Here is a 13,485-nt window from a genome sequence, read left to right on the forward strand (position 1 = left end):
ATGGGCGCGGCGGCGATGAACACCCTGGTCCTGCCCGGCATCGCCGACCCGCGTGCGCTGCAGCGGCAGCTGGCGCGCGCCGAGCGGCGGCGCAAGCTGCGCGCCTTCGCGCTCACGCTGCCGCTGCTCGTCTTTCTGCTGCTCACCTTCCTGGTGCCGCTGGGCGCGCTGCTGATGCGCGCGGTGGAGAACCCCGAGGTCGCCCAGGCCCTGCCGCGCACGGTGGCGGCGCTGCAGGCCTGGCCGCGCGAAGGCGAGCCTCCCGCGGCCGCCTATGCCGCACTGGCCGCCGACCTCGCGGCCCTGCCCGACCGCGCCGACGCCGGCACGCTGGCGCGGCGGCTCAACTCCGAGGCGCCGGGCGCGCGCTCGCTGGTGATGAACACCTACAAGGCGCTGCCGCTCGGCGAAGGCGCGACGGCCGCCACGCCCGAGGCCATCAAGGCCAAGCTGCTGGAGATGGACCCGCGCTGGGCCGAGCCCGGCTACTGGCAGGCCATCGCCAAGAACGGCTCGCGCTGGACGCCCGACTACCTGCTCGCCGCGGTCGACCTGCGGCGCAGCGCGGCCGGCGATATCGAACGCATGCCGCCCGACCAGCGCGTCTTCGGCCGCATCCTGATCCGCACCTTCGAGATCAGCGCCGTCGTCACCTTGTTCGCGCTGCTGCTGGGCTATCCGCTGGCCTGGTGGCTGTCCACGCTGCCGCCGCGCAAGGCCAATCTGCTGATGATCCTGGTGCTGGTGCCGTTCTGGACCTCGATCCTGGTGCGCGTGGCGGCCTGGATCGTGCTGCTGCAGTCGCAGGGGCTGGTCAACCGCGCCCTCATGGGCACGGGCCTGACGGAGCAGCCGCTGGAACTGCTGTTCAACCGCCTGGGCGTGGTGATCGCGATGGTCCACATCCTGCTGCCCTTCATGATCCTGCCGCTGTACAGCGTGATGAAGAGCGTGCCACCCACCTTTCTGCGCGCCGCGGTCTCGCTGGGCAGCCCGCCGCTGATCGCCTTCTTCCGCGTCGTCGTGCCGCAAACCTATCCCGGCATCGGCGCCGGCTCGCTGCTGGTCTTCATCCTCGCCATCGGCTACTACGTCACGCCGGCCCTGCTGGGCGGGCCCGACGACCAGATGCTGAGCTACTACGTCGCGCAGTACACCAATGTCGAGATCAATTGGGGCATGGCCTGCGCCCTGGGCGCGCTGCTGCTCACCGCGACGCTGCTGCTGTATGGCGTCTACCGGCGCATCGTGCGCTCCGAGCTGAGCCTGGGTTGACGAGGACACCGCCATGAATGCTCTGCAACGTGCCCTGCCGGTCTTTCCCGCCTACGCCACGCCGCTGGACAAGCTCGGCTGGTGGGCGCTGCGCATCACCTGCGTGGCGGTGCTGGCCTTTCTGCTGCTGCCCATCCTGGTGATCATTCCGCTGTCCTTCAGCAGCAGTTCCTTCCTGGCCTATCCGATACCGGGCTGGTCGCTCAAGTGGTATCACAACCTCTTCGAGTCGCCCGAGTGGATGCGCGCGGCGCGCAACAGCTTCATCGTCGCGCCCGCGGCCACGCTCTTGGCCACCACGCTGGGCACGATGGCCGCGGTGGGCCTGGCGCGCACCAACTTTCCCGGCAAGGGCACGCTGATGAGCCTGCTCATCGCGCCCATGGTCGTGCCCATCGTCGTGGTCGGCGTCGCCACCTACCTCTACTTCGCCCGCATCGGCATTGCCGACACCTACCTCGGCCTCATCGTCGTGCACGCCGCACTCGGCGCGCCCTTCGTGCTGACCACCGTGCTGGCCACGCTGCAGGGCTTCAACCACAACCTGGTGCGCGCCAGCCTGAGCCTGGGAGCCGGGCCGCTGGAGACCTTCTTCCGCGTCACCCTGCCGGTGATCGCGCCGGGCGTGATCTCGGGCGCGCTGTTCGCCTTTGCCACCAGCTTCGACGAGGTCGTGGTCACCCTCTTCCTCGCCGGCCCCAGCCAGGTGACGCTGCCGCGCCAGATGTTCACCGGCATCCGCGAGAACATCACGCCCACCATCGCCGCGGTGGCGACGCTGCTGATCCTGTTCACCACCGCCTTGCTGGGCGTGCTCGAATGGCTGCGCGGTCGTCGCGCCTGAAGCCCCGGGTTCAGCCCTTCCGCGCCGCCTTAGCATAGGCCGCTGCATCGCCAGGAGACACCATGGACATGAAGACTTCCCCGTTGGCCACGCTCAATGACGCCGGCCTGCTGCGCACCGAGGGCCTGATCAATGGCGAGTGGGCCGCCAGCCAGGGCGGTGCGCGCTTTGCCGTCACCGACCCGGCCACCGGGATGGAACTGGCCCAGGTGGCCAACCTGGGTGCCATCGACGCCGCGGCGGCCATCAGCGCGGCCGAGAAGGCCTGGCCGGCCTGGCGCGCCAAGACCGCCAAGGAGCGCGGCGCCATCCTGATGAAGTGGTTCGCGCTGCTGCACCAGCACGCCGACGACCTGGCCCGCATCATGACCGCCGAACAAGGCAAGCCGCTGGCCGAGGCGCGTGGCGAGGTCGGCTATGGCGCCAGCTTCCTGGAGTGGTTTGCCGAAGAGGCGCGCCGCGTCTACGGCGAGACCATCCCCACCACCGACGGCAACAAGCGTTTCCTCGTCATCCGCCAGCCCATCGGCGTGTGCGCCGCCATCACGCCCTGGAACTTCCCCATCGCGATGATCACGCGCAAGGTGGCGCCGGCCCTGGCCGCCGGCTGCCCGGTGATCATCAAGCCGGCCGAGCAGACGCCGCTCTCCGCACTGGCCGTGGCCGAGCTGGCCCAGCGCGCCGGCATGCCGGCCGGGGTGCTGAACGTGCTGCCCTCGGACAGCGAGAACTCGATCGAGATCGGCAAGGTGCTGTGCAGCAGCGATGTCGTGCGCCACCTGTCGTTCACAGGCAGCACCGAGGTCGGCCGCATCCTGGCGCGCCAGTGCGCACCGACGATCAAGAAGCTCAGCCTCGAGCTCGGGGGCAACGCGCCCTTCATCGTCTTCGACGACGCCGACATCGACAGCGCCGTCGAGGGCGCAATGATCAGCAAGTACCGCAATGCCGGCCAGACCTGTGTCTGCGCCAACCGCCTTTATGTGCAGGCCGGCGTCTACGACGCCTTCGTCGAGAAACTGGCCGCCAAGGCGGCAGGCATCAAGGTCGGCAACGGCTTCGAGCCCGGCATCAACCAGGGCCCGCTGATCGACGAGCCGGCGATGGCCAAGGTGGAGGGGCATGTGGCCGACGCGCTGGCCAAGGGCGCACGCCTGGTGGTGGGCGGCAGCCGCGCCGGAGACCGCTTCTACACGCCCACCGTGCTGGCCGAGGTCACCAGCGAGATGCTGTGCGCCAAGGAAGAGACCTTCGGCCCGGTGGCGCCGGTGTTCCGCTTCGAGACCGAGGCCGAGGTCGTGGCGCTGGCCAATGCCACCGAGTTCGGCCTCGCCAGCTATTTCTACAGCCGCGACATCGGCCGCATCTTCCGCGTCGGCGAGGCGCTGGAATACGGCATGGTGGGCGTCAACACCGGCCTCATCTCGACCGCCGAAGTGCCCTTCGGCGGTGTCAAGCAGAGCGGCCTGGGGCGCGAGGGCGCGCGCCAGGGCATCGACGACTACCTCGAGACCAAGTACCTCTGCCTGGGCGACATCCTCAAGTAGCCGCCCGGCAGCGTGGCAGCGCTGACTCCAGCGCCGCCCACTGTACCGCCGTCAGCCTCGCCTAGTACGCGGCATCAGTGCGCGTGCCCTCGGTGAGGCTGTGCACCTGGGTCTTCTCGGGCGCGTGGCTCAGCGCCTGCACCGCGGCCTGGGCGCCGCGCATCAGCAGACCCAGGTCCGAGGCGATGGCCACGTAGTCGTAGCCGGCGGCGCGGTAGCGCGTCACCGCCTCGGGCGTGCCGCCCACCGTGCCTATGGGCTTGCCCAGGGCGCGTGCGCGCCGCGCGGCGTCGGTCATCAGCGTCATCACCGCCGGGTGCGTGAGGTTGCCGACATGGCCCATCGCGCCCGAAAGATCGGCCGGGCCGACGAAGAGCGCGTCGACGCCTGGCACCGAGGCGATCTCCTCCAGCCGCGCAATGGCCTGCGGCGTCTCGAGCTGCACCACCACGCCAATGGACTTGTTGGCCGTGCGCAGGTGGTCGACCACGGTGCCGAAGCGCGAGGCGCGGCTCATGTCGACCATGCCGCGCACGCCCTCGGGCGGGTAGCGCGTGGCGGCCACGGCCTGCTGGGCCTCGCTGGCGTTCTGGATGAACGGGAACATCAGCGTCTGCGCGCCGGCGTCGAGCACGCGCTTGACGGTGACGGTGTCGTTCCAGGGCACGCGCACCAGCGGCACCATCTTGGTATTGCCCACGGCCTGCAGCAGGTGTACCAGGTCCATCAGGTCCACCGGCGTGTGCTCCATGTCGAGCACGCCCCAGTCGAATCCGGCCAGGCCCACGGCTTCGGCCACCATGGGGCTGGCCGACAGCACCCAGGTGCCTATGGGGGCCTTGGAGCCGCGTGCGCGCAGCAGCTGGTTGAAGGGGTTCACGTCAGCCTCCGGTTTCAGTGGATGATGGATTCTGACCCAGACAGCCGCCGCTCCGGTGCCCGCGCGGGGCGCCAGAATACGCCCCGCCCTAGCGATCAGGAGAGACGATGATTCACTTCGTGTTGCACGACGCCCGCGACAGCGTGGCCGTGGTGGTGGTGGAAGGCGTGCAGGCCGGCATGGCGCTGAACGGCTGGATCATGGACGAGGACCGCATGGTCGGCGTGCAGGCCCGCCAGGACATCCCCATCGGCCACAAGGTGGCCCTGGTCGACCTGAGTCCGGGCGACACCGTCCACAAGTACGGCATCGACATCGGCCGCGTGGTCGCACCCATCAAGGCCGGCGAGCACGCCCACGTCCACAACATCAAGACCAAGCGCTGGTAAGGCCATGAGCATCATCGACAAGCAGACCACCTTCCTGGGCTACCGGCGCGAGAACGGCCGCGTGGGCGTGCGCAACCACGTCATCGTGCTGCCGCTGGACGATCTGTCCAATGCCGCGGCGGAGGCGGTGGCGCACAACATCAAGGGGGCGATGGCCATTCCCCACCCCTACGGCCGGCTGCAGTTCGGCGCCGACCTGGAGTTGCATTTCCGCACCCTCATCGGCACCGGCTGCAACCCCAACGTGGCGGCAGTCGTCGTCATCGGCATCGAGGATGGCTGGACGCAGAAGGTGGTCGACGGCATCAAGGCCACCGGCAAGCCGGTGGCCGGCTTCGGCATCGAGGGCCACGGCGACCACGCCACCATCCTGCGCGCCAGCCAGGCGGCGCGCGGGTTCGTGCAGTGGGCCAGCGAGAAGCAGCGCGAGGTCTGCCCCATCCACGAACTGTGGGTGAGCACCAAGTGCGGCGAGAGCGACACCACCAGCGGCTGCGGCGCCAACCCCACGGTGGGCGACGCCTTCGACAAGCTGCACGCGCTGGGCAACTACCTGTGCTTCGGCGAAACCACCGAACTCACCGGCGGCGAGCACATCGTGGCCGCGCGCTGCGCCAATGACGCGGTGCGCGAGCGCTTCCAGTTCATGTTCGACCGTTACCAGGCGGTGATCGAGCGCCACAAGACCAGCGATCTTTCCGACAGCCAGCCCACCAAGGGCAATATCGCCGGCGGCCTGACCACCATCGAGGAAAAGGCGCTGGGCAATATCCAGAAGATCGGCAAGAAGTGCACCGTGGACGGCGTCATCGACAAGGCCGAGCCACCCACCCACCCGGGCCTGTGGTTCATGGACAGTTCCAGCGCCGCGGCCGAGATGGTGACGCTGTGCGCGGCCAGCGGCTACGTGGTTCACTTCTTCCCCACCGGCCAGGGCAATGTGATCGGCAACCCCATCCTGCCGGTCATCAAGATCTGCGCCAATCCGCGCACGGTGAGGTTGATGAGCGAGCACATCGACGTCGACAGCTCGGGCCTGCTGCAGCGCGAAATCACGCTCGGCCAGGCCGGTGACCAGTTGCTGCAATGCATGCTGCGCACCGCCAACGGCCGCCTCACCGCGGCGGAGGCCCTGGGCCACCGCGAGTTCGTGCTGACCCGCCTCTACGAGAGCGCCTGAAAAAAGGAGCGAACAAGATGGCCCGCATCGTCATCACTGAGCCCATGGACGAGCGCGCGGTGGCGCGCCTGCGCGCCGCGCACGACGTCTTCCACGACCCGCATCTGGTGGACGACGCACCGCGCCTGCTGCAGCTGGCCGGCGGCGCCGATGCCCTGATCGTGCGCAACCGCACCCAGGTGCGCGGCGCGCTGCTGCAGGCGCTGGCGCGCTGCCGTGTCGTCGGCCGCCTGGGCGTGGGCATGGACAACATCGACATGGACGGCTGCGCGGCGCGCGGCATGCAGGTGTTTCCGGCCACCGGCGCCAATGCGCTCAGCGTGGCCGAGTACGTCGTCACCGCGGCCCTGCTGCTGCTGCGCGGCGCCTACCAGGCCAGTGCCGCTGTGAGCGGTGGGCAATGGCCGCGCGCCGCACTCTCCAACGGGCGCGAGGTGGCCGGCAAGACCCTGGGCCTGGTGGGCTTCGGCTCCATCGGCCAGACCACGGCGCGGCTGGCGCGCGGCCTGGGCATGGAGGTCAGCGCCTTCGACGCCATGATGGACGAGGACCACCCGGCCTTCGCCCAGGGCGGCGTGCGCTGCGCCGGGCTCGAGGAGGTGCTGACCACCGCCGACGTCGTGAGCCTGCATGTACCGCTGCTGGGCAGCACGCGCGGCCTGCTCGACGCGGCGCGCATCGCGGCCATGAAGCCCGGCGCCGTGCTCGTCAACACCGCACGCGGCGGCATCGTCGACGAGCTGGCGGTGGCGGCGGCGCTGAAGAGCGGCCACCTGGGCGGCGCCGCGCTGGACGTCTTCGAGGCGGAACCGCAACCCGCCGCGCCGCATTTCGAGGGCTGCCCGAACCTGCTGCTGACGCCGCATGTGGCCGGCGTGACGCAGGAGTCGAACGACCGCGTCAGCGGCCTCATCGCCGACCGCGTGCTGCAAGCCCTGCGATGAAGGTCGCCATCGCCGCGCTCGAGGCCCTGGTCGCGCGGCAGCTGCAGCGCGCCGGCGCCCACGCTGAGATGGCCGCGGCCACGGCGCGCGCCCTGGTGCTGGCCGAGGCCCAGGGCCTGGGCTCGCACGGCCTGGTGCGCGTGGCGCAGTACGCCACCCATTTGCGCAACGGCCGTGTCGATGGCGACGCGCGGCCGGCGCTGCGCCAGCGCAAAGGCGGCGCCATGGTCGTCGACGCGGCCGAGGGCCTGGCCTTCGGCGCCTGCGCGTTGGCAGTGGACGAGGCCATCGCCGCGGCGCGCGAGCACGGCGTGGCGGTGTCCGGCGTCGTGCGCAGCCACCATGCCGGCGTGCTGGCAGACCACCTGCGCCCCGTGGCCGCGGCCGGCCTGGTCGGCCTGGCTTTTGCCAACTCACCCGCCGCGCTGCCGGCCGCCGGTGGCCGCCACGCCGTGTTCGGCACCAACCCGCTGGCGGCGGCATTCCCCCGCGCCGCCGCGGCGCCGCTGCTGATCGACCTCAGCCTCAGCGAGGTGGCGCGCGGCAAGCTGATGCTGGCGGCCAAGGAGGGCCGCTCCATCCCCGAGGGCTGGGCGCTGGACGCCGAAGGCCGGCCCACCACCGACCCGCGCGCCGGCCTGGCCGGCAGCATGCTGCCGGTGGGCGCTGCCACCTCAAGCAAAGGCGCGATGCTGGCCCTGGTGGTGGAACTGCTGGTCACGGCGTTGATGGGCGCCCGCTTCGGCTATGAGGCGTCGAGCTTCTTCGTCGACGAGGGTGACCGCCCCGGCATCGGCCAGGCCTTCATCGTCATCGACCCCGGCGCGCTGGCCGGCCAGGCCACTTACCTGGCGCGCGTCGAGGTGCTGGTGGCCGAGATGCTCAGCGACGAGGGTGTGCGCCTGCCGGGGGCGCGGCGCGAGGTCCTGCTGGAGCGCGCCCACGCCGAGGGCGTGAACGTCGATGATGCCCTGCTGGCGAGCTGGGGGGCCGATCCGACGGCCGCCTGAACGGCGAGCTCAGCGGGCCTCGTCGTTGGCCGCCGTGCCGGCGCCGCCTTCGCTGCGCCCCGCGTACTGGCGCACGCCCGCCGTCGCCACCCAGCCGGCCTGGGCGGCGGCGCGCTGCAGCAGCGAGCGCGCGTTCTTGCCGTGCTCCGGGTAGATGGCCAGGCCCACGGCGGCACGCAGGCTGCAGGTCTCGCCCGCCACCACCAGCGGCTGGTGCAGCGAGCGCGTGAGCTTGTGTACCACGCGTTCGCCGTCGCCGCGGTTCTCCATCCGGCCCAGCAGCACGGCAAAGGCATCGCGGCCGAGCGCGGCCACCACGTCGCTGGCGCGCAGGCCGCTGCGCAGCCGCACAGCAAGCTTTCGCCGCAGCAGCCGTGCCGCCACCTCGCCCAGGCGGGCCGCGGCCGCGTCCAGGCCTTCCAGCCGCAGCACGATCAGCCCCATGGGCACGGGCTCGCGGTCGCGCAGGGCCAGCAGCTGGCTCATGTGTTCGATCAGCTGAGCCTCATGCGGCAGGCCGGTGCCGAGATCAGTGGCATAGGCGGTGCGCGCGGCACGCTCCAGCCGCTTGCGCTCCACCGCGTGACGGATGGCACGCCGCAGCGCTTCGACACCCTCTGCCTCTGCAACGATGGCCTCGGTGCCGGCGCGCAGCAATGCCGCCTCGAGCGCATCGTCGGCCACGGCGGCCAGCACCACCACGGCATGGTCGACGGCGGCCGCGGACAGCTCACCCTGTTCGGCCAGCGCCGCCATCTCGTCGCGCGTGGCGGCTTGCATCAGCACGGCGTCATGCAGCGCGGGCCCGGCGCCCGGCGCGGTGAGGGCAATGGCAAAGCCGGCTGCCGCCAGCATGTCCTGGCGGCCGGCGGCGGCGCCCAGCAGCAGGAGGGTCAGGTTCTGGGATGACATGCGGCCATGATGGCGCAAAGAAAACCTGGATCAGGCGGCCTCGCCGCGTAAAGAAAAGCAGCTGGAGCGGGTGAAGGGAATCGAACCCTCGTATGAAGCTTGGGAAGCTGCCGTTCTGCCATTGAACTACACCCGCGCAGTGCCGAAGTTTATGCGATGGCGCGCCCGGCGCCGGCTGCACAGCGGCCCCGATGCCGGCAGCGGGGTTGGGGTCGATAGACATTTCCAATGAAAAACATTGGATCAATGCATCCCGCAAATGCTGCATCGCACCCAGAATTGACCCCGTTGCATCCTTTCCCCACCACCCCAACCAAGGAGTCCCGCATGTCCCTCATCAACACCCAAGTCCAGCCCTTCAAGACCCAGGCCTTCCACAACGGCAAGTTCATCGAAGTCACCGAGCAAAGCCTGAAGGGCAAGTGGTCGGTGCTGATCTTCATGCCGGCGGCCTTCACCTTCAACTGCCCGACCGAGATCGAGGACGCAGCCGACAACTACGCCGAGTTCCAGAAGGCCGGTACCGAGGTCTACATCGTCACCACCGACACCCACTTCTCGCACAAGGTGTGGCACGAGACCAGCCCGGCCGTCGGCAAGGCCAAGTTCCCGCTCGTGGGCGACCCCACGCACACCCTGACCAACGCCTTCGGCGTGCACATCGCCGAGGAAGGCCTGGCGCTGCGCGGCACCTTCGTCGTCAACCCCGACGGCATCATCAAGACCATGGAAGTGCATTCCAACGAGATCGCCCGCGACGTCAAGGAAACGCTGCGCAAGCTCAAGGCCGCCCAGTACACAGCCAGCCACCCCGGCCAGGTGTGCCCGGCCAAGTGGAACGAAGGCGCCAAGACGCTGACGCCGTCGCTGGATCTGGTCGGCAAGATCTAAGCCACCAACCCTGCCCGGTGCCCCGCGGCACCGGGTTGCGACTCCCACGACAAGGCCTTCGGACCCTGTCGGCAGCGCCTGCAGCCGGACGCTGCCGACCGGGCCGGAACACCCACGCCCGCATCCAAGCCTCACCAGGAGAACACCATGCTCGACAGCGCCATCCAGGGCCAGCTCAAGTCCTACCTCGAACGCCTGCAGCAGCCCATCGAGCTGGTGGCCAGCCTGGACGACCGCCCGGCCTCGGCCGAGATGCGCGAACTGCTGACCGAGATCGCGGCGCTGAACGACAAGGTCAGCGCCCGCTTCGACGGCAACGACGCCCGCCGCCCCTCGTTCCAGATCAGCCGCGCCGGCGCCGACATGGGCGTTCGCTTCGCTGCCATACCGATGGGCCACGAGTTCACCTCGCTGGTGCTGGCCCTGCTGCAGGCCGGCGGCCATCCGCCCAAGGTGGAAGCCGACGCCATCGAGCAGATTGCCTCGCTGGACGGCGACTTCGTCTTCGAGACCTATATGTCGCTGACCTGCCACAACTGCCCCGACGTGGTGCAGGCGCTCAACCTGATGGCCGTGATCAACCCGCGCGTGCGCCACGTCGCCATTGACGGCGGCCTGTTCCAGGCCGAGGTGGACGAGCGCCAGATCATGGCCGTGCCCACGGTCTACCTCAATGGCCAGCCGTTCGGCTCGGGCCGCATGGAGCTGGCCGAGATCCTGGCCAAGGTGGACACCGGCAGCGCGGCGCGCGACGCCGCCAAGCTGGGCGCCAAGGAAGATTTCGACGTGCTCATCGTCGGCGGCGGCCCGGCCGGCGCCGCGGCGGCGGTGTATGCGGCGCGCAAAGGCATACGCACCGGCGTGGTGGCCGAGCGCTTCGGCGGCCAGACCCTGGACACCCTGGGCATCGAGAACTACATCTCGGTGCTCGAAACCCAGGGGCCCAAGTTCGCCGCCGCGCTGGAGGCCCATGCCCGCGCCTATGGCGTGGACATCATGAACGGCCAGCGCGTCACGGCGCTGCTGCCCGCGGCCGAGCCTGGCGGCAAGATCGAGGTCAGGCTCGAGAACGGCGCGCTGCTGCGTGGCCGCACGGTGATCCTGTCCACCGGCGCGCGCTGGCGCAATGTCAACGTGCCGGGCGAGGCCGAGTACCGCAACAAGGGTGTGGCCTACTGCCCGCACTGCGACGGACCGCTGTTCAAGGGCCGCGATGTCGCCGTCATCGGCGGCGGCAATTCCGGCATCGAGGCCGCCATCGACCTCGCCGGCGTCGTGCGCCATGTCACGGTGATCGAGTTTCTCGACCAGCTCAAGGCCGACGCCGTGCTGGTGAACAAGCTCAAGAGCCTGCCCAACGTGACCGTACACACCGGCGCCCAGACCACCGAGATCACCGGCGACGGCCAGAAGGTCAACGGCCTGCGCTACAAGAACCGCGCCAGCGGCCAGGAGCACACCGTGGCGCTGGCCGGGGTCTTCGTGCAGATCGGCCTCGTGCCCAACACCGAATGGCTCAAGGGCACGGTGGAGCTGAGCAAGTACGGCGAGATCATCGTCGACGCACGCGGCGCCACCAGCCTGCCGGGTGTGTTTGCCGCCGGCGACGCCACCACCGTGCCCTACAAGCAGATCGTCATCGCCGCCGGCGACGGCGCGAAGGCGGCGCTGTCGGCCTTTGACCACCTGATCCGCACGCCGCAGGCGGCCTGAGCGGTATTGCCGGCGCCGCCGGGGCGCCGGCTTCAGTTTCTGCGCCAGCGGCCGAAATCAGGCCTTGAGGGCCCACGTTGTCGGGCCCTGAAGGTTTGCACCATGAAACTCGCCCGGTTCAGCGTCACCCAGCGGCTGGCCTTCGCTTTCAGCATCGTGCTGCTGATCTCGATCGCCGTGGCCGTGTTCTCGATCAGCAAGCTCGATCACATCGAGCGCAATCTCGACGACGTGGTGAGCAACAACCTCAAGGTCTCGTCCACCAACACGCTGGTGGACGCGGTCAGCATGACCGGGGTCTCGCTGCGCAACATCGTGCTGACCGAGGACAAGGCCAGGATCGACGCCGCCGTGGCGGCAATGAAGAAGGCCCAGGCCCACTACGACGAGCACTGGGCCGAACTGCTCAAGGCCCCGGCCGGGCAGCGCGGCAAGGCCTTGCGCGACAAGATAGCCGCGGCGCGCGCCGTGGCCCTGCCGCTGGACCAGAAGGCACTGGAACTCGCGCTGGCCGGCAAGCGGCCCGAAGCCATCGCGCTGATGATGGGCGAGGGCCATGCCGCCAACGCGGCGCTGATCGGGGCACTGGAAGAAGACATCAGCATGCTCGAGGGCCAGAGCACGACCAGCTTCGAGGACGCGCAGCAGGAATACGAGCAGGCCCGCCTGATGCTGATCGTGGCCAACCTGGTCGGCGTCGTGGTGGCCGTGGGCCTGGGCTGGCTGGTGACGCGCTCGATCACGCGCCAGCTGGGCGCCGAGCCGGGCGCGGTGGTCGACCTGGTGCAGGGCGTGGCCCAGGGCAACCTGAGCCAGGACATCCGGCTGCAGCCTGGCGACCGCAGCAGCCTCGTGGCGCATGTCAAGGCCATGCAGGAAGCCCTGGTCAAGGTGGTGGCCGGCGTGCGCGAGAACGCCGAGAGCGTGGCCACCGCCAGCAGCGAGATCTCGCAGGGCAATGCCGACCTCAGCCAGCGCACCGAGCAGCAGGCCTCGGCGCTGGAAGAGACCGCAGCCTCGATGGAAGAGCTGGGCGCGGCCGTGAAGCAGAACGCCGACCACGCGCGCCAGGCCAACCAGCTGGCCCAGGGTGCTTCGGAGGTGGCCACCCAGGGCGGCGCGGTGGTGGGCGAGGTGGTGGAGACGATGAAGTCCATCAACGACAGCTCGCGCCGCATCGCCGACATCATCGGCGTCATCGATGGCATCGCCTTCCAGACCAATATCCTGGCGCTGAACGCCGCCGTCGAGGCAGCCCGCGCTGGCGAGCAGGGGCGCGGCTTTGCCGTCGTCGCCGGCGAGGTGCGCAGCCTGGCCCACCGCTCGGCCGACGCCGCACGCGAGATCAAGACCCTCATCAACACCAGCGTCGAGCGCGTCGAGCAGGGCTCGGCCCTGGTCGACCGCGCCGGCGCGACCATGAGCCAGGTGGTGACCTCGATCCGCCGCGTCACCGACATCATGAGCGAGATCAGCGCCGCCAGCACCGAGCAGAGCCGCGGCGTGGCCCAGGTCGGCGAGGCCATCTCGCAGATGGACCAGGTGACGCAGCAGAACGCCGCCCTGGTGGAGCAGAGCGCCGCCGCCTCCGACAGCCTCAAGCAGCAGGCTGCCCAGCTGGTGCAGGCGATGGCCGTGTTCCGCGTCACCCAGGGCGGGCAGGCGCGGGCAAGCCACGCCGCGGCCCACGCCGCCCCGCCCCCGCGTCCGGCGCCGGCCAGCCCGCGCGAAGCCGCCAAGACGGTGATTGCCAAGGCCAAGACGCAGTCGACGCAGGCACCCCAGGCCGCCGCGCCGGTCAGGACCAACCCCGCCGCCAAGGCCGAGCCGCCTGCCCAGAGCAACGACGAATGGGAAACCTTCTGATCCCCCAGCCTCGCCAGGCCCGCCCGGCGCAGGA

12 protein-coding genes and 1 tRNA gene are annotated in these 13,485 nt (G+C 70.0%); 10 read left to right on the forward strand and 3 right to left on the reverse strand.

Annotated features, from left to right (window positions below; genetic code table 11):
* Nucleotides 1-15 precede the first annotated feature (15 nt).
* From JMV16_RS09590 to JMV16_RS09600, 3 genes are all read left to right on the forward strand, one after another.
* Nucleotides 16-1,275 (forward strand): ABC transporter permease, encoded by a 1,260-nt coding sequence (locus JMV16_RS09590; protein ID WP_201494023.1) that lies wholly within the window; start codon nucleotides 16-18, stop codon nucleotides 1,273-1,275.
* A 13-nt stretch (nucleotides 1,276-1,288) separates the two neighbouring features.
* Nucleotides 1,289-2,119 (forward strand): ABC transporter permease, encoded by an 831-nt coding sequence (locus tag JMV16_RS09595; protein WP_201494024.1) that lies wholly within the window; start codon nucleotides 1,289-1,291, stop codon nucleotides 2,117-2,119.
* Nucleotides 2,120-2,181: 62 nt separating this feature from the next.
* Nucleotides 2,182-3,666, forward strand: coding sequence for an NAD-dependent succinate-semialdehyde dehydrogenase (locus JMV16_RS09600; protein ID WP_201494025.1), 1,485 nt, complete (start codon nucleotides 2,182-2,184; stop codon nucleotides 3,664-3,666).
* 61 nt (nucleotides 3,667-3,727) lie between these two features.
* Here JMV16_RS09600 and JMV16_RS09605 read toward each other — a convergent pair whose 3' ends face one another.
* Entirely contained in the window at nucleotides 3,728-4,546 is an 819-nt protein-coding gene (locus JMV16_RS09605) for an HpcH/HpaI aldolase family protein (RefSeq protein WP_201494026.1), read from the reverse strand.
* Nucleotides 4,547-4,653: 107 nt separating this feature from the next.
* Here JMV16_RS09605 and JMV16_RS09610 point away from each other — a divergent pair, with 107 nt between their 5' ends.
* From JMV16_RS09610 to JMV16_RS09625, 4 genes are read left to right on the forward strand one after another with little or no spacing between them, the layout of a single operon-like run.
* On the forward strand, nucleotides 4,654-4,935 hold the full coding sequence (locus JMV16_RS09610; RefSeq protein WP_201494027.1) for a UxaA family hydrolase: 282 nt from the start codon (nucleotides 4,654-4,656) through the stop codon (nucleotides 4,933-4,935).
* Between the two features lie 4 nt (nucleotides 4,936-4,939).
* Nucleotides 4,940-6,115 (forward strand): UxaA family hydrolase, encoded by a 1,176-nt coding sequence (locus tag JMV16_RS09615; protein WP_201494028.1) that lies wholly within the window; start codon nucleotides 4,940-4,942, stop codon nucleotides 6,113-6,115.
* Nucleotides 6,116-6,132: 17 nt separating this feature from the next.
* On the forward strand, nucleotides 6,133-7,059 hold the full coding sequence (locus tag JMV16_RS09620; RefSeq protein ID WP_201494029.1) for a hydroxyacid dehydrogenase: 927 nt from the start codon (nucleotides 6,133-6,135) through the stop codon (nucleotides 7,057-7,059).
* Nucleotides 7,056-8,069, forward strand: coding sequence for an Ldh family oxidoreductase (locus JMV16_RS09625; RefSeq protein WP_201494030.1), 1,014 nt, complete (start codon nucleotides 7,056-7,058; stop codon nucleotides 8,067-8,069). Before JMV16_RS09620 ends, JMV16_RS09625 begins: the two co-directional genes overlap by 4 nt.
* A gap of 9 nt (nucleotides 8,070-8,078) precedes the next feature.
* Here JMV16_RS09625 and JMV16_RS09630 read toward each other — a convergent pair whose 3' ends face one another.
* Both JMV16_RS09630 and JMV16_RS09635 read right to left on the reverse strand, forming a co-directional pair.
* Entirely contained in the window at nucleotides 8,079-8,981 is a 903-nt protein-coding gene (locus tag JMV16_RS09630) for a GGDEF domain-containing protein (RefSeq protein ID WP_201494031.1), read from the reverse strand.
* A 62-nt stretch (nucleotides 8,982-9,043) separates the two neighbouring features.
* Nucleotides 9,044-9,117 (reverse strand) — tRNA-Gly (locus JMV16_RS09635).
* Between the two features lie 191 nt (nucleotides 9,118-9,308).
* On the opposite strand from JMV16_RS09635, the gene ahpC reads away from it, so the two are divergent.
* The 3 genes from ahpC to JMV16_RS24520 all read left to right on the forward strand — a co-directional run bounded on the left by ahpC (nucleotide 9,309) and on the right by JMV16_RS24520 (nucleotide 13,451).
* Nucleotides 9,309-9,872 (forward strand): alkyl hydroperoxide reductase subunit C, encoded by a 564-nt coding sequence (gene ahpC, locus JMV16_RS09640; RefSeq protein WP_201494032.1) that lies wholly within the window; start codon nucleotides 9,309-9,311, stop codon nucleotides 9,870-9,872.
* 147 nt (nucleotides 9,873-10,019) lie between these two features.
* A complete protein-coding gene (gene ahpF / locus JMV16_RS09645) occupies nucleotides 10,020-11,585 on the forward strand; it encodes an alkyl hydroperoxide reductase subunit F (protein WP_201494033.1) in 1,566 nt (521 codons plus the stop codon).
* A gap of 102 nt (nucleotides 11,586-11,687) precedes the next feature.
* Nucleotides 11,688-13,451, forward strand: coding sequence for a methyl-accepting chemotaxis protein (locus JMV16_RS24520; RefSeq protein ID WP_201494034.1), 1,764 nt, complete (start codon nucleotides 11,688-11,690; stop codon nucleotides 13,449-13,451).
* Nucleotides 13,452-13,485: the final 34 nt, after the last annotated feature.

This window comes from Rubrivivax sp. A210 (assembly GCF_904426505.1).
Lineage (GTDB): Bacteria > Pseudomonadota > Gammaproteobacteria > Burkholderiales > Burkholderiaceae_C > Rubrivivax.

Excerpts from the sequence above, each read along its gene's own strand:
- JMV16_RS09590 (WP_201494023.1), top strand. The coding sequence starts at position 16 with ATGAACACCCTGGTCCTGCCCGGCATCGCCGACCCGCGTGCGCTGCAG.
- JMV16_RS09595 (WP_201494024.1), top strand. The coding sequence starts at position 1,289 with ATGAATGCTCTGCAACGTGCCCTGCCGGTCTTTCCCGCCTACGCCACG.
- JMV16_RS09600 (WP_201494025.1), top strand. The coding sequence starts at position 2,182 with ATGGACATGAAGACTTCCCCGTTGGCCACGCTCAATGACGCCGGCCTG.
- JMV16_RS09610 (WP_201494027.1), top strand. The coding sequence starts at position 4,654 with ATGATTCACTTCGTGTTGCACGACGCCCGCGACAGCGTGGCCGTGGTG.
- JMV16_RS09615 (WP_201494028.1), top strand. The coding sequence starts at position 4,940 with ATGAGCATCATCGACAAGCAGACCACCTTCCTGGGCTACCGGCGCGAG.
- JMV16_RS09620 (WP_201494029.1), top strand. The coding sequence starts at position 6,133 with ATGGCCCGCATCGTCATCACTGAGCCCATGGACGAGCGCGCGGTGGCG.
- JMV16_RS09625 (WP_201494030.1), top strand. The coding sequence starts at position 7,056 with ATGAAGGTCGCCATCGCCGCGCTCGAGGCCCTGGTCGCGCGGCAGCTG.
- JMV16_RS09630 (WP_201494031.1), bottom strand. The coding sequence starts at position 8,981 with ATGTCATCCCAGAACCTGACCCTCCTGCTGCTGGGCGCCGCCGCCGGC.
- ahpC (WP_201494032.1), top strand. The coding sequence starts at position 9,309 with ATGTCCCTCATCAACACCCAAGTCCAGCCCTTCAAGACCCAGGCCTTC.
- ahpF (WP_201494033.1), top strand. The coding sequence starts at position 10,020 with ATGCTCGACAGCGCCATCCAGGGCCAGCTCAAGTCCTACCTCGAACGC.
- JMV16_RS24520 (WP_201494034.1), top strand. The coding sequence starts at position 11,688 with ATGAAACTCGCCCGGTTCAGCGTCACCCAGCGGCTGGCCTTCGCTTTC.